Below are 21,396 nucleotides of genomic sequence, written 5' to 3' on the forward strand. Positions count from 1 at the left end.
GGGCCCGCGCCTGAGCGTCCCCGTCGCGGGGCGCAGGCTCAGCCTCCCGGCCGCGTGACGTCGTCGTGCGGGACGAGCACCCGCACCCCCGGCCGGTCGACGACGGTCGTCGTCGTGGCGTCGAGCGTGCGCCAGGTCTCGTCGCTGAACCCGTTGCCGGTCGACCGCACGAGCACGGCGGACGACCCCGACGTCAGGTAGCGCAGCGCCTCCTCCTGCCAGGCGAGGTTCCGACGGCGCGGCACCGGCTCGCCGGCGACGTCCCGCGCGCCGTGGTCGTACGCGTACCCCGACAGGTCCACGGGGAGCTCGCAGCCGCGCTCGAGGTCGCGGCTCAGCACGTCGAGGACGGCGAGGACCCCGGGGGAGTCGGCGCGGACGCAGCCGTCGTCGGGGAGCGCCGCCGCCACCTCGGCCGTCGGGAACGGGGCGATGCGCGGTGCGGTCTGCACCGCGGCCACGAGGAGGGCTGCGGCGCCGGCGCCCAGGAGCGCTCCCGCCGCGACCCGACTCGGGCGGGGCAGGAGCGAGCACGCGGCGGCCAGGACGAGGACCAGCGCCGGTGCCGAGAACGCGGCGTACTGCGGGTACGCGGACGGCGAGAGCAGCAGGACGCCGACCTGCACCGCGAGCAGCACGACCCACAGCCGCCCGCGCCGCCCGACCCACGCCGCGACCGCGGCGACCGTCACCAGCGCCAGCACGGTCCAGGCCACCGCGAGCTGCTCCTGTTCCGGCACGAGGTCGCGCAGGCCACCCGTCCCCGTTAGCCACACGAGCCGCTGCTCGAGGTCCGTCGTCCCCGGGGGCCGGGTGAGCTGGTCGAGCACGACCATGCGGACCATGTCCGACCCCGCGGCGAGGAGGAACGGGCCGAGCACCGCCACCAGCGCGACGACGGCGCCCGCGGCGGCGCGGGCCGCGGTACGCCACCCGGCGACGACCAGCAGCCAGAGGAGCACGACGAGCAGCGGCACCACGCCCCAGATCTTGACCGTCGCACCGAGCGCGAGGACGGCACCGCCCGCCCAGAGCCACGGCCGCTCGCGGCCGGTGCCCTCCTGGCGCCGGTCGAGGCCGCGGAGCAGCAGCACGACCCCGCCGAGCAGGCACAGGGAGCCGAGCGGTTCGAGGAGCGTGAGCCGCTCGGCCCACGCCGCGGCGTACGACAGCGCGTAGAGGACGCCGCCCACGACGGCCGCCGTCGTGCCCCACCGGCGCGCCACGCGCGTCACGAGCACGGCGTTGGCCGCGCCCACGAGCATGATGCCGACGCGCGCGGCGACCAGGGCGTGGTCGTCGCTCGTCCACGTGGTGAGCGTGGCGAAGGGCGTCAGGGCGAGCGTCGAGCCGGGCGGGTGCAGGAGCAGGAAGTCGCGGTAGGGCACGCGGCCGTGCACGAGCGCCACCGCGGCCGAGAAGTACACGCCGTCGTCGTACCCGCGGTACCCGCCGATCCCGGCCGAGCCACCGACGAGGTGCCACCGCACGAGGAACGCCAGGCCCGCCACGACGGCGGCCACGACCCACCCCCACCGCGCGGCAGCGGGCGCTCGGCGCGGGGCACGGGCTGCCAGGCTCACACCCGCCAGTGTGCGCCGGGGCCGCGGCGGGCGCGCGACGCGTCCCCCTAGCGGGACCCGACCGGGCGCTCCCGGCCGGGCTCCGGCAGGTCGTCGGCCGGGGCGGGCGCCGCCGGGCGCGGCAGGGGCCGGACCTGGCCCGCGACCGCGAGGGACAGCACCGTCGCGGCGCAGATCACGAGGAGCGCGTGGCGGGCCCCGACGCCGTCGACCAGCAGGCCGAGCAGCGGGGGAGCGCTCAGCATCGCGACCGTGGAGAACGACGTCGCGACCGCGACGCGGGGTGCGGCGTGCGCGGGGTCGTCGGACGCCGCGGCGATCGCGACGGGGTTCGCGAGCGCCGCACCGCAGCCCCACAGGACGATCCCCACCCACGCGAGCGGCAGCGTGGGCGCGAGGCCGAACACGAGGAGCCCGACGAGCGCGGAGGCGCCCGACGCCCGGAGCACCGCGACGCGACCGAACCGGTCGATGAGCCCGGTGCCGGCGAACCGGAACACCGTCATCGCGCCGACGAACGTCCCGTACGCCACCGCGCCGAGCGCCTCGCGCACGTCGAACCCGTCGACCACGGCGATGGACAGCCAGTTGCCCGCCGAGCCCTCCGAGAGCGACGACGCGAGCAGCACGAGCCCGATGAGGAGGGTGCGCGGCTCGCGCCACGCGGCGAGCGCCGCGCGGACGCCCGCGCCGCGCCGGGGTGCGGGAGCGCCGTCGGCCGCCGCCGTGCGCGCCGCGGCACGCTCGGGCGCGATCGCCGTCGCGGGCGCGATGAGGAGCGCGCGGGCCGCCGTGACGACGAGCGTGACGACGACGACCTGCGTGGCGATGCCCACGTGCGCCCACGAGAACGCGGCGGCGACGAGCGCCCCGCACGCCGCCCCGATCGAGAAGGCCGCGTGGAAGTGGGGGAGGATCGCGCGCCCGACGTGCTGCTCCACCGACGCCGCGCAGATGTTGATGGGGACGTTGGTCAGCGCGCCGCACATGCCGTTGAGGAACGCGCCCGCCGCGAACACGCCGACGCTGCCGGTCGCCGTGCCGAGCGCGACGAGGCCGAACCCGACGACGTTCGCGGACGTCGCGACGACGAGCGTCGTGCGGCTGCCGAAGCGCGCGACGACCGCGCCCGTCACGACGACGGCGGTGAGGGTGCCGACCCCGCCCACGACGAGCAGCGCGCCGAGCTGGCCCGAGCTCAGCCCGAGCGCCTCGCGCACCGACGGCAGGCGGCTCATCCACGACGTGCCGATGACGCCGAACAGCGCGAACTGCACCATGAGCGCCCACCGCGCGCGCGAGACCACGGCGCGGTCCGTCAGGGCGCGCGCCGGTCCGGAAACCGGAGGGTTTGTTGACACTTGCCCGAGTCTACGGAGCGGGCGGGCCTCCGGGCCTCCGTTTTCCGCGGCGGCGACCCGTCAGAGGCGGACGGTCCCCGCGACGCACGTGACGCTCGACCCGCCGACCCAGACGGTCCCGGCGCCGTCGCGCTCGACGTGCACGCGCCCCGCCCGGCCGAGCGCGGCGCCCTGGGCGGCGACGTAGCGCCCGGGGAGGCGGCCGTCGCGCGTGAGCCACTGCCCGACGACGGCGTTGAGGCTCCCGGTGACCGGGTCCTCGGGGATGCCCATGGCGAGCGCGAACCCGCGCACCTCGACGGCGGTGCCGTCGGGGCCGCCGTCGTCCCCGTGCAGGCCGGCGACGCCCACCGAGAGGTCGGGGTGCTCCGCGCGCAGCCGGGTCCAGTCGGGCGTCAGCCGCGCGACGCGCGCGGCGGAGTCGAGCAGGACGACGCGCCAGCCCGGCCCGTTGTCGAGCACGCGGTGGTCGAGCACGGCCTCGTCGGGGACGCCGAGCGCGGCGACGATCGCCGCGAGGTCGTCGGCCGGGACCGGCTCGTCGGCGAGCAGCGCGGGCGCGGCGAACGCGAGCCGCTCCGTGCCCTCCTCGCGCCGGATCGTCACGAGCCCGACGCCGCACTCCTGCACGACGACGTCCCCCGCGCGCGGGCTGCCGCCCGCCTCGAGCCACGCGTGGCACGACCCGAGCGTCGGATGGCCCGCGAACGGCAGCTCGCCCGCCGGGGTGAAGATCCGCAGGCGGTAGTCGGCGCCGCCTGCGGCGCCGTCGGGCGTGGGCGGCAGGAGGAACGTCGTCTCGGAGAGGTTGGTCCAGCGCGCGAAGGCGGCCATCTGCTCGTCCGTGAGGCCGACGGCGTCGAGCACGACCGCGACGGGGTTCCCGAGGGTCGGCGTGCGGGTGAAGACGTCGACCTGGGCGAACGGGCGGGACGCGGTCCGGTCGGCGATGTCTCCGTGGCGTGCGGTCATGCCGTGAGCGTACGTCCCCGCTGATGGGAGCACTTTTGTCGACGGTGCGACGGAAGTTGTAGACACATCGATAGAACGCGGGCTAGCCTGTCCAGCGTTGTCATCGACGGGGCCAGGCAGGGGTTACGCTCCGTGGACTCGTAGTCCGACCGAGTAAGGAGCAACGATGCTCGAACGCACCAGCCTGCCGGTGTCCCGCCGGATCAGGTACCGACGCGGCGCGGCCGCCCTCACCCTCGGCGCCCTGGTCGTCGCGGGCTGGGCCGTCCCCGCCGCGGCAGAGCTCCCCGAGCAGGAGCCCGGCGTCACGCTGCGGACCTTCCAGCTCGCGCAGAACCCCGGTGGGGTCTGCACCCTGAAGTCCGGGCAGACGCCCAACGTCGACAAGCTCATGCCGACCATCGACTGGTCCACGGCCGAGCAGTTCGGCGCCGAGGACAACTTCATCTCGCAGGTGAGCGCGAACCTGCACGTCCCCGCGGACGGCCAGTACCAGTTCCGCGTGACCAACGACGACGGCGCGCTCGTCTACATCGACGGCCAGCTCGTCCTCGAGAACGACGGCCCCAACGACTCGACCTCCGTCGAGGGCAGCGCGACGCTCACCGCAGGCGTGCACGACCTGCGGGTCGACTACTACGAGGGCAGCGACAAGCAGCGCCTCACGCTCGCGTGGAAGACGCCGGGCAGCTCCTCCTTCCAGGTGATCCCGACCTCGGCGCTCAGCACCGAGGCCGGCGTCGTGCGCGTGACCGCGCCCGGCTACAAGTACTGCGAGGGCGCGACCGACACGGCCGGCGACGGCCTGCGGCTCGACTCCGTCAACCCGAACTACGAGCTCGTCGACCTGCGCCCCGCGGGCTTCGAGCCCAAGGTCTCCGGCCTGGCGTTCACGCCGGACGAGCAGCTCGCCGTCGTGACGACGGGCGAGGTCAGCTCCGGCGGCTGGCGCCCCGACCCGGTGTCCGGCGAGGTGTACTTCCTCGACGGCGTCACCACGGCCGACGGCCCCGAGGACGTCACCGCGACGCTCGTCGCGGACGAGCTGCTCAACCCCATGGGCATCGAGGTCGTCGAGGACTCGATCTTCGTCTCGGAGCGGTACCAGCTCACGCAGCTCACCGACCCCGACGGCGACGGCTTCTACGACACCCACACGAAGATCGCGGAGTGGCCCGACGGCGGCAACTTCCACGAGTTCGCGTTCGGCCTGATCCACGACGAGGACTACTTCTACGTCAACCTCTCCGTGGCCATCAACAACGGCGGCGCGACGACGAACCCGCAGCCCGCGGCCAACCGCGGCACGTCGATCAAGATCGACCGCGAGACGGGCGAGGTGAGCTACGTCGCGGGCGGCCTCCGCACGCCGAACGGCATCGGCTTCGGCCCCGAGGGCGAGATCTTCGCGACGGACAACCAGGGTGCCTGGCTGCCGTCGAACAAGCTCATCCACATCCAGCAGGACAAGTTCTACAACCACTACACGAACCCGGCCGGGCCGTTCGACTCGAACCCCGTCGCCCCGCCGGCCGTGTGGCTGCCGCAGAACGAGATCGCCAACTCCCCGGGCAACCCGATCCTCGTCGAGGACGGCGAGTTCGCGGGCCAGATGCTGCTCGGCGACGTCACGTACGGCGGCATCCAGCGCGCGTTCCTCGAGAAGGTCGACGGCGAGTTCCAGGGTGCGGTCTTCCGCCACACCGCGGGTCTCGAGGTCGGCGTGAACCGCGTCATCTACGGCCCCGACGGCGCGCTCTACGCCGGCGGCACCGGTGAGGGCGGCAACTGGGGCGAGTCCGGCAAGCTCCGGTTCGGCCTCCAGAAGCTCGTCCCCGTCAACGAGGACTCCTTCGACATGAAGGAGATGCGCGTGGTCGAGGGCGGCTTCGAGATCGAGTACACCGACCCGGTCTCCGACGAGGTCGTCGAGAACCTCGCCGACGCGTACCAGATCAAGCAGTGGCGCTACGTGCCGACGCAGCAGTACGGCGGCCCGAAGGTCGACGAGCAGCCGCTCTTCGTCACGGACGCCCAGGTGTCCGAGGACCGCACGACCGTCACGCTGAAGATCGACGGTCTCAAGCCCGGCCACGTCGTCTACGTCCGGTCCCCGCGCCCGTTCGCCTCGGCCGACGGCGCGGAGCTCCTCAGCACCGAGGCCTGGTACACGCTCAACTCGCTGCCCGGCTACGTCGCCCCGGCCGACCGCGGCTGGTACGAGGCGGAGCTGGCCCAGCCCCTCGGCGGCTCGAGCATCGGCTCGGACCACAGCAACTACTCCGGCTCCGGCTTCGCCGCGGGCATGACGAGCGTCGGCTCCGGCCGCACGTTCTCCGTGACCGTCCCCGAGGCGGGCACCTACCCGGTGAACGTGCGCTACGCCAACGGCATCCACCCGTACACCGAGCTGCGGTCCAAGAACGTCTCGCTCCACGTGAACGGCCAGGACCTCGGCCAGTGGAACTTCCCGACCACGGGGAGCTGGAAGGACTGGGGCGTGCAGACGCGCGACCTCGAGCTCCAGGCGGGCACGAACACCATCACGCTCGCGTACGAGACGGGCGACCAGGGCAACATCAACATCGACGTGCTCTCGATCGGCGAGAACCCGGACATCTGCACCCCGGGCGAGGTCGAGGACGGCTACACCGCCCTCTTCGACGGCACCCTCGCGAGCCTCCAGGCGGGCTGGCGCATGGCCGGTCCGGGTGGCTTCGGCCGCCAGGAGGACTGCTCGATCCAGGGCGCGGGCGGCATGGGCCTGCTCTGGTTCAACCAGGAGCTCGGGGACAGCTACAGCCTGAAGCTCGACTGGAAGCTCCTCAAGGACGACAACGGCGGCGTGTTCGTCGGGTTCCCGAACCCGGGCGACGACCCGTGGGTGGCCGTCAACAAGGGCTACGAGATCCAGATCGACGCGACGGACGCCGCCGACCGCACCACGGGTGCCATCTACACGTTCCAGGGTGCCGACGCCGCGGCCGTCGAGGCCTCGCTCAAGCCGGTCGGCCAGTGGAACGCGTACGACATCCGCGTCGAGGGCGACCGCATCCGGGTCTACCTCAACGACGTGCTCGTCAACGACTTCACGAGCAGCGACCCGGCCCGCCTCGTCAACAGCTTCGTGGGGATCCAGAACCACGGCAACGGCGAGATGGTCAACTACCGGAACATCCGGTTCAAGGAGCTGACCGACGAGCCCGTCGAGGAGCTCGCGATCTCGACGACGGTCCAGACCCGCTGCCTCGCGGGCAAGGTCTACGTCGCGGTCCGTGCCACGAACGACGACACGGTGCCGGCGGACGTCACGCTCACGACGCCGTTCGGGACGAAGACGGTGACCGGCGTCCAGCCGGGTGCCTCCGCGTACCAGTCGTTCGCGACGCGTGCCACGTCGGTCGAGGCTGGCGTCGCGCAGGTCTCCGCGACCGGTGACGGCCGGACGTTCGAGGCGGACGCCGCCTACGAGGCCGTCAGCTGCGGCTGAGCCGATGACCCGGGGCGGGCGGCGTGAGCCGTCCGCCCCGGGTCGCACCGGGCGGGGGCGGCGGCACGAGCCGCCCCCGCCCGACCCGTCTCGTCCGGCGCCCGGCAGGGCGTCCCCGCAGGGCGGAGCGCGGTCCGACGGCGCTCCCACCCTCGCGTAGGGTGCTCACGTCCGCGCGCTGCCGCACGGACGCAACGCACGAACGTCGTGGGCGAGCCGGCCGAGGCCGACCCCACGACTCCCCGACGAGTTCCCGACGAGGGGAGCCCCCATGACGCTCGGACGCCTCCTGCACCGGACCGGACGGTTCGCCGCCCGCCGCCGGGGCGCGGTCCTCGTCGTCTGGGCCGTCCTCCTCGTCGCGGGCGCCGTGCTCGGCGGGGCGGTCTTCGACAAGACCTCCGACGTCGACCCCGCCCCGCCGGGCAGCGCGTCCGCCCTCGCGGCGGAACGCCTCGAGGAGCTCGCCCCCGAGGGCGAGACCGTCGTCGCGGTGCTGTCCGGCCGCGACCACTTCTCCGCCGACCTCATCGCCCAGGCGAGCGAGGTCATGCACGGCATCCGCGCGATGCCCGGCGTCGTGGAGCTCTCCGACGCCTACACCGGCGGCGGGCTCATCGCCGACGACGCGCAGGGCTCGCTCGTCGTCGTCGAGCTCGACCCCGCGCTGTCCGACGACGAGGCCCTCGCCCTCGCGCACCGCGTCGCCGACGCGCTGCACACCGTCGACACTCCCGAGGTGCTCGTGGGCGGCGCGCTGCTCGCGGAGGAGGCGTTCGTCGAGCAGGCGATCACCGACGCCGCGGTGGGCGAGGGGATCGCGATCGCGGTCCTCCTCGTCGTGCTCGTCGTCGTCCTCGGCGGCCTGCGGGCCGGCCTGGTCCCGCTGCTCTCCGCGCTCGCCGCGATCGCGGTCGCGCTGCTCGTGCTCAGCGGGCTGCTCGGCGTCGTGCCCGTCAACGAGTTCGCCGTGAACGTCGTGACGCTGCTCGGCCTCGGCCTCACGGTCGACTACTCGCTGCTCGTGCTCGCGCGCTTCCGCGAGGAGCGCGCCGCGTCCCCGGGCCTCCCGCTCGACGAGCTCGTCGGGCGCACCCTCGCGACCGCCGGCCGGGCCGTGCTCGCCTCCGGCCTCGCCGTCGCCATCTCGCTCGCCGGGCTCCTCCTGCTCGGCGACTCCCTGCTCTCCGGCATGGCGGTGGGCGGCGCGATCGTCGTGCTCGTCGCGACCGCCGCCGGGCTCATGCTCGTCCCCGCGCTCGTCGCGACGTGGCACCGCGCGATCCCCGCGCCGGGCGCGCGCACGTGGTCCCACCCGTGGACGGGCCGCGGCGGCGCCGGCACGCTGGGCAGGCTCGCGCGCACCGCGCAGCGCCACGCCGTGCTCGTCACGCTCGGCGCGACGGCGCTCCTGCTCGCGCTCGCCGTGCCCCTCGGCTCGCTCACGCTCGGCAGCTCGGAGGTCCGCTCGCTGCCCGCCGACGCCGAGGCGCGCCTCGCCGCTGACGCCACCACCTCCCGCTTCGCCGACCTCGGCGTCGCGCCCGTCACCGTGCTCGTGGAGGGCCCGGTCGACGACCCGGCGGTGCCCGAGCTGCTCGACCGGGCCGCCGCCCTGCCCGGCGTCGAGGACGCCATGCAGGACACCGGCTACCCGCCCGAGGTCACCGTCGTCGACCTCACGCCCGACGTCGGCCCGGGCGGTGACGCGACGGCCCAGGAGGCGCAGGACCTCGTGCACGCCGTGCGCGCCCTCGACACCGACCTCGAGGTGCTGGTCGCCGGACCGGCCGCCGAGGTCGTCGACACCCAGGAGCACCTCGCGCAGCGGCTCCCGCTCGCCGCCGGGGTCGTGGTGCTCGCGACCTTCGTGCTGCTCTTCCTGCTCACCGGCTCGCTCGTCGTGCCGCTCAAGGCCCTCGTGCTCAACCTGCTCACGCTCGCGGCGACGCTCGGCGTCCTCGTCTCCGTGTTCCAGCACGGCGTCGGCGCCTCGCTCCTCGGGTTCGAGCCGTGGGGTGCGCTCGACGTCACCACGCCCCTGCTCGTCGGCATGCTCGTGTTCGGCCTCTCCACCGACTATGAGGTGTTCCTCCTGTCTCGCACCGCGGAGGAGTGGCGCGCCCGCGCGCCCGGCGAGGACCCGCGCGTCGCGAACGACCGGGCCGTGCTCCGCGGCATCACCGCGTCCGGCCCGGTCGTCACGACGGCGGCCGTCGCCATCGGCATCGTGTTCCTCGGCTTCGCGGCGGGCGAGCTCGTCGCGATGAAGGAGGTCGGCGTCGGCATGGCCGTCGCCGTGCTCCTCGACGTCACCGTCGTGCGCGGGCTGCTGCTGCCCGCGACGATGACGCTCCTGGGCCGGTGGAACTGGTGGCCCTCCTGGCGCGGGGGAGAACCCGGGTCCGCCGACGTAGAGCCCGGGTCCGCCGAGGGAGACCCCGGGTCCGCCGAGGGAGAGCCTGGGTCCGCCGAGGTAGAGCCGCGGTCGGTCACACGTCGCGCATGACCTCGGTGACGAAGCGCGCGGAGCGCTCGCGGAGGCCGTCGACGCGGAGCTCGACGAACAGCTCGCGCATCGACTCGTCGTCGCCCATCTCGGTGCGGGTGGGCGCCCGGCGGACGTTCTGCGAGCAGAGGAACTGCGTGCAGATGAGGGTGCCGACGGTGTTGCCGCGGCGCCCGGCGGCCCCGGCGCGGCGCGCCACGTAGAGGCTGACGTCGTCCGTCACGACGACGTCCTCGCACCACGCGCACACCGCGCGCTTGCGCCGTCCGCCCGTCTTGGCGTCGGTCGAGCGCAGCAGGACGCCGCGCGGCTCGTCGTCGACCTCCACGACGGCGTACGCGAGGAGCGGGGCCTTGCGGTCGCGCCACCCGAGGTAGTCGAGGCGGTCCCAGTCGAGCGTGTCGAGGTCGGGGAGGGTCGCCTGCGCGGCCTCGCGCTTGGACGCGTTGACGAACGACGCGCGGATCTGCTTCTCGGTCAGGGGGTTCATGGGTTCGCTGCTTCCGTGTCAGGACGGTCCGGGCCCGGCGGGCGTGCACGACGACGCGTGCTCGCCCGGGCGCACGACGGCGCCGCCGGGGGCGGGGAGGACGGCGTGCCCGCAGCCGTCGCGTCATGACCGGCGCGGCCGCGCGACGACGGGGTCGTCGGACGGCGGTGCGCCACGGAGCAAAGCGGGCGTCGGGGACGACGGCCCGCGGCCCGGTGGTCTCAGCGGGTGACGGTGCGGGGGAAGAGGGCGCCCGAGCAGGCCGCCATGGCCACCTCGCAGCCTGCGGTGCCGTGCATCCGCGTCTCCTCGTCCCGTGCGGCGCGCCGTCGGCGCGATCCTGATCCGTGGTCGTGCCCGTCCGGCACGACGGACGGCTGCCCACGGCAACCGTCACCCTCGATGGTGCGCCTCGGCACCCGCCGCCGTCAACGTGATTGCCGCCGGGCTGCCGCGCGACCCCGGGCCCGACGGCTGCCGCCGACCCTCAGGAGGTCGCCCAGACACCCAGCTCGTTGCCGCTCGGGTCGAGGAAGTGGAACCGGCGGCCACCCGGGAACTCGTACGGGCCCTCGACCACCTCACCACCCGCGCCCCGGACGGCGGCGAGCGTCGCGTCGAGGTCCGCCGAGAACAGCAGGACGAACGGACCGCCGCGGGTCACGTCGCCCGACTCGGCCAGACGTAGACCGCCGGCCTCGTCCGCGCCGGACTCCGCCGCCGTGCGGATCCCGGAGTACCCGGGGCCGTAGGGGACGAACTCCCAGCCGAAGGCCGCGCCGTAGAACGCCTGCGCGGCGGCGAGGTCGGTCACAGGGAGCTCGACGTAGTCGATCGAGTGGTGGATGCCGTGCGCGTGGGTGCTCATGCGCCCATCGTGACGTGGGCCACCCACGGGCCACCCGCGGGCCGCTCGCAGGCACCACCGCGGGGTGGGTGCTTCCCCGGTGACCTTCGGCCCCGCCCGGGTGACGAAGTGCCGGGCCCGGCGAGCGGGTCGCCCGGCCAGACTCGGAGGTTCCGCCGTCCACCGTCCGGGAGGAACTCCGTGCCCGTCGCCCTGCCGTCCCCGTCCGAGACCGCCGCACCCGCCGGGGAGCGGCTGGTGTCCGTGGAGGTGGTGGTGCCGTCCGGGGTGTTCTGGGCGGGGGAGGCGCGGAGCGTGACGGTCCCCGCGGTGTCGGGCACGCTGGGCATCCTGCCGCGGCACCAGCCGGTCGCGGCGTCGCTCACGGCGGGCCGGGTGCGTCTGCGCACCCCGGACCGCCCGACGGCCGAGCTGCGGATCGGGGGCGGGTTCGTCGTCGTCGACCAGGACGAGGTGACGATCCTCGCCGACGACGCGACATGGGTGCGCGCTCGGTAGCCCGCTACGCGGGGTCGGTCGTCGTCCCGAGCTGCACGACGACGACCCGGTGCCCGTCGGGGTCGTGGACGTGCGCGAACCGGTCGCCGGTCTCGGCGTCGGCGTCGGGCCCCACGAACGGCTCGACCCCGGCCGCGGCGAGGCGCCCGAGGGTCGCGTCGAGGTCGTCGACGTAGAGCACGAGGTTGGGCAGGCCGTGCCGCACGAGCGGGGCGCCGCCCTCGGGGAGCGGCACGAGCCACAGGCCGGGCTCGACGACGCGTCCGGGGCCGACGTGGAGCAGCGGGAACCCCTCCGTCTCCCCCTGGAACAACGTGCGGAAGCCGAACCCGTCGGCCCAGAACGCGGCGCTCGCGTCGAGGTCGCGGCAGAGCAGGACCGTGCGCCCGATCGTCGTCGTCATGGGCCCGAGCCTAGGACCTGGTCCGACGCCGGACGCGGGCGGTGCTCGGATGCGGCCGCGCCAACCGACGCGGAACGTCAGCCGGGCCATCCGTTCGCGCCGAGCGCGACCACCGCCGGAAGCGATCGTCGCATTCCTGAGCGTCCGATACCCTTCACCTGCTGCCGCGGCACCAGGGGGGTCATGCGACGCCGAGCACGAGCGACCACGGGGTGGATCAGCCTCGCCGTCGTGGCCTGCGGCCTCACCTTCTGGGCCGGCCGCGTGACGCTCACGACTCCCGAGGTCGAGACTGGGCCGACGTCTGAGCCGACGTACCGGGTGATCAACGAGTCGATCGGTCGAACGCTGTCCCTTCCCGTCACGGCGACGTGGGAATCTGTCCCCCTCGCCACAGGCGCGGGCTCCGGGACGGTCACCTCGATCGACGTGGCGCCCGGCGACGTCGTTCAGCCGGGGGACGCTCTCTACAGCGTCGATCTCCGCCCCGTCACCGTGCTCCGCGGTGATGTGCCCGCCTTCCGTCAGATGAGCGTGGGTCTGAAGGGCGCGGACGTCCGCCAGCTTCAGGAGTTCCTTCGGGACTCCGGCTACCTGCGCGTACGGAGCGTCGGTGGCAGCTTCGGAGACGCGACGGCGAGAGCCGTGGCGGCATGGCAGCGGGACCTGGGCATCGAGGACGACGGGATCGTGCGTTCGGGGGATGTGCTCTTCGCGCGGGAGATACCGAGCCGCGTGACTCTTGCGGAGGAGATGCTCCCCGGGGCGCAGGTGGCTCCAGGGCAGGTGGTGGCTCGTGCGCTGGCGGCCGAACCCGTCTTCACCATGAAGCTCACGTCCGATCAGGTGTCGATGATCCCTGTCGATGCCACCGTGGCGATCCGGAGCAGTGACGCAGAATGGCGTGCCACGATCGGGTCGCAGACGATCTCGGACGACGGCTCTGTGGTGGCGCAGCTCGTGCCCGCCGAGGGTGACTCGATCTGCGGGAGCGGGTGCTCCGGAGTCCCGTACGGTCCCGATCCCGCAATCTTCGACAGCGAGGTCGCGATCGTCGCTCCAGCAGAAGGTCCGGCCGTGCCGCTCTCAGCGATCCAGACCCACGCAGACGGGACAGCCTTCGTGGTCCGGGCCGACGGTGAGCAGGTCGCCGTGACGATACGGACAGAGGGCGACGGACGCGCTGTGGTGGATGGCGTCGAGATCGGGGACGAGATCCTCCTGTTCGGTGTCGACGAGTCCGGGAATCAGGCGTCGAAGAGTGAGAAGGACACCTGATGGACGGCCCTGTGCTCGCGGTCGAGCACCTCACGTTCGCCTATCGGAAGAGGTCCGAGCCGATCATCGAGGATCTCTCGGCCGGTTTCCCGGCCGGGTCCGTGACGACGGTGACCGGACCCTCAGGCTCGGGGAAGTCGACCCTCCTGTACATCCTCGCCCTCATGCTCCGGATACGAGAAGGACGAGTCGTCTGGGACGGGCGCTCGGTGGCGCAGCTCGCTGACGACCAGCGTTCGCGGATACGCGCATCGAAGGTCGGGTTCGTCTTTCAGGATGCGATGCTCGATCCTGCACGGAGCATCCTCGACAACGTGTGCGAGGCGGCACTCTTTGCCGGGATGCCGATGTCTGCGGCTCGGTCCCACGCTCGCGAGCTTCTCGAGAGGTTCGGCGTCGAGCATCGTTCTGCGCATCGACCGGGGGAGATCTCCGGTGGTCAGGCGCAGCGAGTGGCGCTCTGCCGCGCTCTGCTCACCTCTCCGAGCGTCGTGTTCGGTGATGAACCGACCGGAAACCTCGACGCCCGTTCCGCAGCGGTGGTGTGGGACGCGCTCGTCGCGCATGCCCGGAGCGGAGCGACCGTGATCGTCGCCACCCACGACGAGGCCTTGGCGGAGCGGGCCGATCACCGGCTCGTCCTGGGCTAGGCGGACACGTGGCGACCGGATCCTCGCTCGACCCCGCACCGAGCGACGTCAGAACCCCCGTACGGCTGCCGACCCCGCTGCCGGGTGCGCCCGCTCCCCGAGCGATCCTTCGAGACGGCTTGCGCACGGTCATCGCCCAGCCACTGCCGTCGGCGGTCGCGGCACTCGTCGTAGCCATCTCCTGCTTCGTCGTTCTCGCCACCACCGGGCAGTCCGTCGCGGCCGAGCAGGCGGTGCTCTCCCGCATCGACGGTGCGGGGGCAAAGCTCGTCACTGCCTTCGACGCGTCAGGCGAGGCGCGCGTCCACGCGTCGAGCGTCCCTGCGTTGAGTACTCGCCCGGAGGTGGACTGGGTGATCGGACTGGGCCCTGTACGTGATGTCCGGAACGCTGACGCTCCTGCCCATGGAGGTGCTGGCGTCGCCTTGAGGACGCTCGTCGGCACCCTTCCGACGGACATCCCGATCGTCGCAGGGAGGGCTCCGCGGGCCGGCGAGGTGCTCGTCGGGGTCGAGGCGGCGCGCTCCCTGGGGCTCGCGGACGGCGTCGGCAACGTCACCGATGGCGTGCAAGCCTGGCCCGTCGTCGGGGTGTTCGAGTCACGGGGTCCGCTCGACACCCTGGACTCCGCAGCGCTGGTGACGCCAGGGGCTGGCGAGACGAAGGCCGGAGACGTGCGCTACGTCTACGCCATGGCGTCGTCCGTCAGCCACGTCAAGGATCTGGAGCGAGTGATCCCGGCGCTGATCCACGCCGAGGACGCTGCGGCGGTCACGATCGAGAGCCCCACCGGTGCCATCGCCCTTCGGCGGGTGGTCGAGGGCGAGATGGGTGATTCCGCCCGACGGATCATGGTGGTGGTGCTGGCCGTGGGGCTGGTGACCATTTCGGCCACGATGTTCGGTGCCGTGTCTTCTCGCCGAAGAGATTTCGGACGGCGACGCGCGCTGGGCGCGACACGGTCGGCGATCGTCGTACTCGTCATCATCCAGTCGTTCACAGCAGCAGCCCTTGGTGTGCTCGTCGGTATCGGGGCAGCGACGCTCTTCGCGCGACTGACGGCATCCGACCTGCCCGACGTGTCTTTCACGCTCGGACTTGCTGGTCTGGCCATGACCACTGCGCTGGTGGGTGCGATTCCGCCCGCGATCGTCGCGTCGCGTCGCGATCCGGTCCGCGTCCTGCGGGTCCCGTAGCCGAACCCACGAAGCCGCGTGCGGCGCTCCGACGGGGAGGAGCGGCTGGTCAGACCGCCCTCGCCCGTGCTGGACACCGCACGCGGCTTCCGGAACCGACGCGAAGCGACGTTCCACCTACTGGGGCGGGAACCAGGGTTCGGGGCAGTCCCTCCTCAGGGCGTTGTACTCCTCCTCACCGATCCCGCTGGCGAGGACCACGTCGTAAGGCGACCACCCGGCCGTCGACTCCGGATCATTCGCGGTCTCGATGTAGAGATCTCTGGTCGGAGGATCGCTCACCTCTTCGCCCTTGCTCTTCAGGCACGCCGCGACATCGAGCTGACGGTCGTAGAGGGTTCCGAGGAACTCCGGTGAGAGGGTGGTGGTGGGCGCTACCGGGTAGCCCATCTGGGTGTAGCACTCGTGCAGGTTCTCCCGGAACCGGTCGTACTCCGCGCCCGTGAAGGGCTCCTTGATACCACCGTCGGGGGTGACGGTCTTGTCCCAGCCCGCTCCATCCAGACACGACTGCAGTGCCGCCTGAAACTCCTCCTGCTGACGAGCCTGTTCGGCCATCCACCCGGGCGGCTCCCACGGCGACGCATCGACCGATTGCCCCTGGCCGTCGACGCCACCGGAGCAGGCGCTGAGGACGAGCATCATCGCGGCAGTCAGGCCGGTCTGTACCCAGCGGTTCTGCGGCGTGCGGCGAGCTGCTGTCGCATCGCCCTCCAGAGTCCTTGTCGTCGCTCGTTCGTCAGCCGACGTCTCCACGATCAGTCGGCGACGCACGAGGACACGTTGCTCGAGACCAGGCGGGTCGCCAGGATACGGGCGGTCCCGTCCTGCACGTGGGTGTAGGTCGTGGAGGTGATGTTGTTCTTGTATCCCTTGTACCAGAGGTAGTAGCCGCTGCCCAGGACCAGCTTGTGATCCGTCTCGCCGGTCGTGCGCCCCTGGATGCGGACCTGGTCGCCGAGCCGGCAGTTCAGCTCCTTGTCCATGTACTGGTAGGTGACGGCGCTAGCCTGCCCGACGCCGACGAGCACGGTAGCGCCGACGACCGCGGCCGCGAGGGCCGCTCTCCATGAATTCTTTTGCATCGCGAATACTCTGCCAATCTCAGCGGGACGGCCTTGACGGTCAACGAAGGGTGCAGTTGGCATTGGTGCGCGGACCGTTGACCTCCCGCGCCTTCACGTGCCAGCTGAAGGTTCCCGTGGCGGTCGAGTACGTCGTCGACGTGACCCAGTTCTTCCAGCCCTTGTGCCAGATCGCGCTGTTGACCTCATGGGTCGTGTCGCCGAGCGTCAGGCTCTGAACCATCACGCGATAGTTCGTGTTGCAGTAATCGCCGACCCCGCCCTTCGACGCGGCGTTCGCACCCGCCGGCACGAGCGCAAGCGCGCATGCCATCCCGATCACCATCACGACACGTATTGCTCTGGAATTTACTCCGGCCCCCTGGAAGAAGTGGAACTTTTCCCGCGGAGCATAGCGCATCCCGAATCGGGCGACCAGCACCCAGGTCTGGCCGCGGTCGACCAGCATTCGTCTCGACAGCGAAGACGTTTTCGGCATGCGGCCTCAGGGTGGTATGGCACTGAATTGCGGTGAGGCATGAGTGCTGAATCGTTGAACTAATCCTCCGTGCCCGGGGCGCGACCCCTTCCTCGAGAAGTCAGGCGCGTGCTGAGTCGTGTCAGGGCGGGCCGTGGGGGATCGCCATCCATCGTGGGTCTGAATCCGCTTCGTCGGTGTACCGCACGGGCGCGCCCGCGCCGTCGGGCATACCGTGGACGGCATGGCGACCGACGGCGGCATCCGCAGGACGATCAGCGAGCTCGTGGCGCAGGAGCACCGGCTCCGGGAGCAGCTCGCCCGGGGCGAGATCTCGGGCCCGCAGGAGCAGGAGCGGCTCCGCGCGATCGAGGTCGAGCTCGACCAGTGCTGGGACCTGCTGCGCCAGCGTGGCGCCGCCCGGGAGTTCGGCGGCGACCCCGATGCGGCGACGGTGCGAGACCCCGGTACGGTGGAGAACTACCTGGACTGATCGCCGACGGCGACGTCCGGCTCCCGTTCCGACCTCAGAAGGAGAACCCCATGACCACGTCCAGCGAGCAGGCGGCGCACAGCCCCCTCCCCACCGGGACCGAAGGGCGCGACATCCCCGGTCACGCGGGCGCGGTCGCACGGTTCGTCGTGGCGTTCGCGCTGTTCGTCGGCGGGCTCGTGCTCATGGGGTCGGGCATGTCCGGCGTCGACGGCGGCGTGTGGCTCTTCGTGGGCGGCCTCGCCGCGGCGACGCTCGCGTTCGCCCTCCCGATGGCGGGCACGGGCACGACCGAGCGCTGACGCCCTCGACACGGAGGCCGGGTCCCGACGGGACCCGGCCTCCGGCGTCTCCCGGGGTCAGCCGAGCGTGGCCCGGACGGCCTTCGCCGCGGTGACGAGGTGCTCGAGCGACGGCACGGTCTCCTCGTAGCGGCGGGTCTTCAGGCCGCAGTCGGGGTTGACCCAGACGACGCGCGGGTCGATCGACTTCACGGCGAGCTCCAGCAGCTCGGTGACCTCCTCCGTCGAGGGCACGCGCGGGCTGTGGATGTCGTAGACGCCCGGCCCGATGCCGCGCGAGTACCCGGCGTCGCGCAGCTCCGGCACGATCTCCATGCGCGAGCGCGCCGCCTCGACCGACGTCACGTCGGCGTCGAGGCCGTCGATCGCGCCGATGACCTCGCCGAACTCCGAGTAGCACAGGTGCGTGTGGATCTGCGTCGCCGCCTCCACGCCCGACGTCGCGAGCCGGAACGACCCGACGGACCAGTCGAGGTACGCCGGCTGGTCCGCGCGGCGCAGCGGCAGGAGCTCGCGCAGCGCGGGCTCGTCGACCTGGACGATCCCGATGCCGGCGGACTCGAGGTCCGCGATCTCGTCGCGCAGCGCGAGGCCCACCTGGTTCGCCGTGTCGCCGAGCGGCTGGTCGTCGCGCACGAACGACCACGCGAGGATCGTCACGGGCCCGGTGAGCATGCCCTTGACGGGCTTCTCGGTGAGCGACGCCGTGTACGCGGACCACTCGACGGTGATCGGCGCGGGCCGCGTGACGTCGCCCCACAGGATCGGCGGGCGCACGCAGCGGGACCCGTACGACTGGACCCAGCCGTTCGCCGTGACGGCGAACCCGTCGAGGTGCTCCGCGAAGTACTGCACCATGTCGTTGCGCTCCGGCTCGCCGTGCACGAGCACGTCGAGGCCCAGCTCCTCCTGGAGCGCGACGACGCGCGCGATCTCCTCGCGCATCGCGGTCGTGTAGTCCGCGTCCGACAGCTCGCCCTTCGTCCACAGTGCGCGGGCGCGGCGGATCTCGGGCGTCTGCGGGAACGAGCCGATCGTCGTCGTGGGCAGCAGCGGCAGGTTCAGGCGCTCCTGCTGCGCCGCCGCGCGCTCGGCGTAGTCGCCGCGTGCGAAGTCCGCGTCGGTCAGCGCGGCCGCGCGCTCGCGCACCGCGGGCACGACGACGCCGCTCGCCTCCGCGCGCGACGCCACCGCCGCGCGGGACGCCTCGATCTCCTCCGCGACGGCGTCGCGACCCTCGGTCAGCGCGCGGGCGAGCGTCGCGACCTCGCCGACCTTCTGGTCCGCGAACGCGAGCCAGTCGCGCAGGCGCGGGTCGAGCGTCGTGCCCGACGCCGTGCCGGGCTCGGCGAACGTCTCGTCCTCGACGTCGTGCGGCACGTGCAGCAGCGACGTCGACGTGCCGACGGCGACCGCGCCCGCGCCCAGGGCCCGGACGGTGTCGACGACGTCGAGCTTCCCCGCGAGGTCGGCGCGCCACACGTTGTGCCCGTCGATCACGCCCGCGACGAGCGTCTTGCCCGCGAGGCCGGGGACGGCGCCGTCGGCCGCCGCCGGGACGGCGCCCTTGACGAGGTCGATCGCGATCGCGTCCACGTCCGTGCCGGCGAGCAGCGCGAGACCGTCGCGGGCCGCGGCGCCGTCGTGCTCGGCGGCGGCCTGGAGGCCGCCGAACGGCGCGGCGACGAGGATCGCGGGACGCGCCTGCGCGGCGTCCTCGGCACCGACGGAGAGCTTCGTCGCGAGCGTGCGGTACGCGGACCCCACGGCGGCGGCGAGCTCGGTGAACGGCACGTCGACCGAGTCGGTGACGAGGATCGGCTCGTCGAGCTGGACCCACGGCGCCCCCGCCGCGGCGAGCGCGCGCAGCAGGTCGGCGTAGGCGGTGACGACGTCGTCGAGGCGGTCGAGCGGCGAGTACCCGGCGGGCGCGTCGTCCGCGGCCTTGGACAGCGCGAGGAACGTCACCGGCCCGACGACGACGGGCCGCGTCACGACGCCGGCCTCCTTCGCCTCGACGAACTCGCGCACGGCGCGGTCGTCGACGAAGCGGATCGGGGTGTCCGGGCCGATCTCGGGGACCAGGTAGTGGTAGTTCGTGTCGAACCACTTGGTCATCTCGAGCGGGGCGTCGTCCCCCTGGCCGCGCGCCACGGTGAAGTAGCCCGCGAGGTCGAGGCGACCGGCGTCGTCGGTCAGCGACGCGAACCGCGACGGGACCGCCCCGAGGGAGGCGGCGACGTCGAGCACCTGGTCGTAGAAGGAGAACGAGCCGGGGACGGACGCGTCGTGGTCGCCGAGGCCGAGGTCGACGAGCCGGCGGACGGTCGCGAGGCGCAGCTCGCGGGCCGTGGCCTCGAGCTCCTCGGCCGAGGTCTTGCCGGCCCAGAACGCCTCGACGGCCTTCTTCAGCTCGCGGCGGCGGCCGATGCGCGGGTAGCCGAGCACGGTGCCGGCGGGGAAACCGACCGGGTTCTGGGTAGGGGAGGGTACGGAAGTGGCCATGATCGAAACCTCTTGCTGGTCCGGAGGACCGGTCAGACGGGCGCGCCGTGCGTGGCGGCGCTCGTCGTGGGCAGGGAGGTGCCGGTGACCCACGGCCCGCTGGCCAGGTCCGGGACGAGCGGGGCGGCGGCGGCGCTGGCGCCGCCCCCGGTCCCGACCGACCCGCCGCCGAGGTGGACACCCTCGAGCAGGTCAAGAGCGGCGCGGTGCTTGTTGAACGTGTACACGTGCAGACCGGGCGTGCCCGCGTCGAGGACGCGCTGCGCGAGGTCGACCGAGTACGCGATCCCGTAGGCGTGCTGCGCCTCCGGGTCGGGCAGGGCGTCGAGCGCGTCCAGCAGGTGCTGGGGCGCGCGCACGCCCGTGAGCTCCTCGACGCGACGGAGCCGCGCGGGCTCCGTCGTGGGCAGCAGCCCGGCGAGGATGGGGATCGTCACGCCGGCCGCACGGGCCTCGGCGACGAAGTCGGTGTACGACGACGCGTCGTAGAAGAGCTGCGTGATCGCGAAGCTCGCGCCGGCCTGCTGCTTCTGCCAGAGGCGGCGCACCTCCTGGGTGCGCGTCGTGCCGGCGGCGGGGTTCCCGTCGCAGAACGTCGCGACGGCGATCGTCAGCGGCCGGGCCGCGCCGCGCAGCGCGACGGCCGGGTCGGACGCGCAGCGCGACGCCTCGACCTCGCGCAGCAGGGCGACGAGCTCGGTCGACGACCGGACGCCGTCGGGCGCGGGCTGCCAGTCCGGCTGGTCGCGCGGCGGGTCGCCCCGCAGCGCGAGGAAGCTCCGCACGCCCTCGTCGAGGAAGTCGGTGATGACCGACTCCACGTCCTCGCGCGACGCCCCGACGCACGTGAGGTGCGCGATCGGCAGCACGGGCGTGCCCTGGAGCAGGCGTCCGACGACCTGGCGCGCGGTCGCGCGGTCGGTGCCCGCGGCGCCGTACGTCACGGACACGAAGTCGGGGTGCGTCGCGACGAGACGGCGTGCCGTCTCCCAGAACTTCGGGGCCGCGTCCGGTCGGCGCGGGGGCATGAGCTCGAACGACACCGTCGGCCGAGGACGGCCCGGACGGTGCGCGAAGGATGCCTCTGAGGTCATGCGTCACTCCATCGACCCTGGCGTTAGCACCTTTGTCCTCGGGAGGCTTCCGTCGGCGGGTTGCTGCGGTGTCGTCGAGCCAGGACTCTCGACCGCTCTGGATGGTTGCCACGATCCTACGACCCATCCGACATGCGGTCGAGAGTGCCCGCCAGGTGAGAT

The 21,396-nt window shown here is 72.9% G+C and carries 19 protein-coding genes and 1 riboswitch; of the genes, 8 read left to right on the forward strand and 11 right to left on the reverse strand.

The window, feature by feature from the left end:
• Positions 1 to 38: 38 nt before the first annotated feature.
• From E1O70_RS01135 to E1O70_RS01145, 3 genes are read right to left on the reverse strand one after another with little or no spacing between them, the layout of a single operon-like run.
• Positions 39 to 1,583, reverse strand: a complete 1,545-nt coding sequence (locus tag E1O70_RS01135) for a glycosyltransferase 87 family protein (protein WP_167496874.1) — start codon at positions 1,581 to 1,583, stop codon at positions 39 to 41.
• 47 nt (positions 1,584 to 1,630) lie between these two features.
• Positions 1,631 to 2,944 (reverse strand): MFS transporter, encoded by a 1,314-nt coding sequence (locus E1O70_RS01140; RefSeq protein ID WP_128957697.1) that lies wholly within the window; start codon positions 2,942 to 2,944, stop codon positions 1,631 to 1,633.
• A gap of 60 nt (positions 2,945 to 3,004) precedes the next feature.
• Positions 3,005 to 3,916 carry a PhzF family phenazine biosynthesis protein gene (locus E1O70_RS01145; RefSeq protein ID WP_061269097.1) on the reverse strand — a complete coding sequence of 304 codons (912 nt, stop codon included), beginning with the start codon at positions 3,914 to 3,916 and terminating at the stop codon, positions 3,005 to 3,007.
• Between the two features lie 166 nt (positions 3,917 to 4,082).
• On the opposite strand from E1O70_RS01145, the gene E1O70_RS01150 reads away from it, so the two are divergent.
• On the forward strand, positions 4,083 to 7,406 hold the full coding sequence (locus E1O70_RS01150; protein WP_082774780.1) for a 3-keto-alpha-glucoside-1,2-lyase-like domain-containing protein: 3,324 nt from the start codon (positions 4,083 to 4,085) through the stop codon (positions 7,404 to 7,406).
• 271 nt (positions 7,407 to 7,677) lie between these two features.
• On the forward strand, positions 7,678 to 9,915 hold the full coding sequence (locus E1O70_RS01155; protein WP_061269096.1) for an MMPL family transporter: 2,238 nt from the start codon (positions 7,678 to 7,680) through the stop codon (positions 9,913 to 9,915).
• Here the strand turns inward: E1O70_RS01155 and E1O70_RS01160 are convergent.
• Both E1O70_RS01160 and E1O70_RS01165 read right to left on the reverse strand, forming a co-directional pair.
• Entirely contained in the window at positions 9,899 to 10,405 is a 507-nt protein-coding gene (locus E1O70_RS01160; RefSeq protein ID WP_021483431.1) for an FBP domain-containing protein, read from the reverse strand. The genes E1O70_RS01155 and E1O70_RS01160 overlap by 17 nt on opposite strands.
• Positions 10,406 to 10,892: 487 nt before the next feature.
• Positions 10,893 to 11,273, reverse strand: coding sequence for a VOC family protein (locus E1O70_RS01165; protein WP_061269095.1), 381 nt, complete (start codon positions 11,271 to 11,273; stop codon positions 10,893 to 10,895).
• A gap of 180 nt (positions 11,274 to 11,453) precedes the next feature.
• Here E1O70_RS01165 and atpC point away from each other — a divergent pair, with 180 nt between their 5' ends.
• A complete protein-coding gene (gene atpC, locus E1O70_RS01170; RefSeq protein ID WP_240696556.1) occupies positions 11,454 to 11,771 on the forward strand; it encodes an ATP synthase F1 subunit epsilon in 318 nt (105 codons plus the stop codon).
• Between the two features lie 4 nt (positions 11,772 to 11,775).
• Here the strand turns inward: atpC and E1O70_RS01175 are convergent, their stop codons facing one another.
• Complete coding sequence (locus E1O70_RS01175) at positions 11,776 to 12,174, reverse strand: VOC family protein (RefSeq protein ID WP_061269094.1); 399 nt, start codon at positions 12,172 to 12,174, stop codon at positions 11,776 to 11,778.
• Between the two features lie 264 nt (positions 12,175 to 12,438).
• On the opposite strand from E1O70_RS01175, the gene E1O70_RS01180 reads away from it, so the two are divergent.
• The 3 genes from E1O70_RS01180 (at position 12,439) to E1O70_RS01190 (ending at position 15,298) form a co-directional block, all read left to right on the forward strand.
• On the forward strand, positions 12,439 to 13,452 hold the full coding sequence (locus E1O70_RS01180) for a peptidoglycan-binding domain-containing protein (RefSeq protein ID WP_167496873.1): 1,014 nt from the start codon (positions 12,439 to 12,441) through the stop codon (positions 13,450 to 13,452).
• Positions 13,452 to 14,102 carry an ABC transporter ATP-binding protein gene (locus tag E1O70_RS01185; RefSeq protein ID WP_061269092.1) on the forward strand — a complete coding sequence of 217 codons (651 nt, stop codon included), beginning with the start codon at positions 13,452 to 13,454 and terminating at the stop codon, positions 14,100 to 14,102. Before E1O70_RS01180 ends, E1O70_RS01185 begins: the two co-directional genes overlap by 1 nt.
• A 119-nt stretch (positions 14,103 to 14,221) precedes the next feature.
• Positions 14,222 to 15,298 carry an FtsX-like permease family protein gene (locus E1O70_RS01190; RefSeq protein WP_061269091.1) on the forward strand — a complete coding sequence of 359 codons (1,077 nt, stop codon included), beginning with the start codon at positions 14,222 to 14,224 and terminating at the stop codon, positions 15,296 to 15,298.
• Positions 15,299 to 15,415: 117 nt separating this feature from the next.
• On the opposite strand, the gene E1O70_RS01195 is transcribed toward E1O70_RS01190, so the two are convergent.
• The 3 genes from E1O70_RS01195 to E1O70_RS01205 all read right to left on the reverse strand — a co-directional run bounded on the left by E1O70_RS01195 (position 15,416) and on the right by E1O70_RS01205 (position 16,861).
• A complete protein-coding gene (locus E1O70_RS01195) occupies positions 15,416 to 15,943 on the reverse strand; it encodes a hypothetical protein (RefSeq protein WP_128957698.1) in 528 nt (175 codons plus the stop codon).
• Between the two features lie 113 nt (positions 15,944 to 16,056).
• Entirely contained in the window at positions 16,057 to 16,383 is a 327-nt protein-coding gene (locus E1O70_RS01200) for a hypothetical protein (protein ID WP_061269089.1), read from the reverse strand.
• A gap of 40 nt (positions 16,384 to 16,423) precedes the next feature.
• Positions 16,424 to 16,861, reverse strand: coding sequence for a hypothetical protein (locus E1O70_RS01205; RefSeq protein ID WP_167496872.1), 438 nt, complete (start codon positions 16,859 to 16,861; stop codon positions 16,424 to 16,426).
• A 223-nt stretch (positions 16,862 to 17,084) separates the two neighbouring features.
• Between E1O70_RS01205 and E1O70_RS01210 the strand changes: the two genes are divergently transcribed.
• The gene (locus E1O70_RS01210; protein WP_061269088.1) at positions 17,085 to 17,333 is read left to right on the forward strand and encodes a DUF2630 family protein; all 249 of its coding nucleotides are present in this window, start codon (positions 17,085 to 17,087) and stop codon (positions 17,331 to 17,333) included.
• A gap of 50 nt (positions 17,334 to 17,383) precedes the next feature.
• Complete coding sequence (locus tag E1O70_RS01215) at positions 17,384 to 17,635, forward strand: hypothetical protein (RefSeq protein ID WP_021483231.1); 252 nt, start codon at positions 17,384 to 17,386, stop codon at positions 17,633 to 17,635.
• Between the two features lie 57 nt (positions 17,636 to 17,692).
• Here E1O70_RS01215 and metE read toward each other — a convergent pair whose 3' ends face one another.
• Together metE and E1O70_RS01225 are read right to left on the reverse strand one after the other, a co-directional pair.
• A complete protein-coding gene (gene metE, locus E1O70_RS01220) occupies positions 17,693 to 20,140 on the reverse strand; it encodes a 5-methyltetrahydropteroyltriglutamate--homocysteine S-methyltransferase (protein ID WP_061269087.1) in 2,448 nt (815 codons plus the stop codon).
• A gap of 32 nt (positions 20,141 to 20,172) precedes the next feature.
• On the reverse strand, positions 20,173 to 21,234 hold the full coding sequence (locus tag E1O70_RS01225; RefSeq protein ID WP_043655337.1) for a methylenetetrahydrofolate reductase: 1,062 nt from the start codon (positions 21,232 to 21,234) through the stop codon (positions 20,173 to 20,175).
• 5 nt (positions 21,235 to 21,239) lie between these two features.
• A riboswitch (SAM riboswitch) is annotated at positions 21,240 to 21,342 on the reverse strand.
• Positions 21,343 to 21,396 lie beyond the last annotated feature (54 nt).

It is taken from the genome of Cellulosimicrobium funkei, from assembly GCF_004519295.1.
Lineage (GTDB): Bacteria > Actinomycetota > Actinomycetes > Actinomycetales > Cellulomonadaceae > Cellulosimicrobium > Cellulosimicrobium funkei.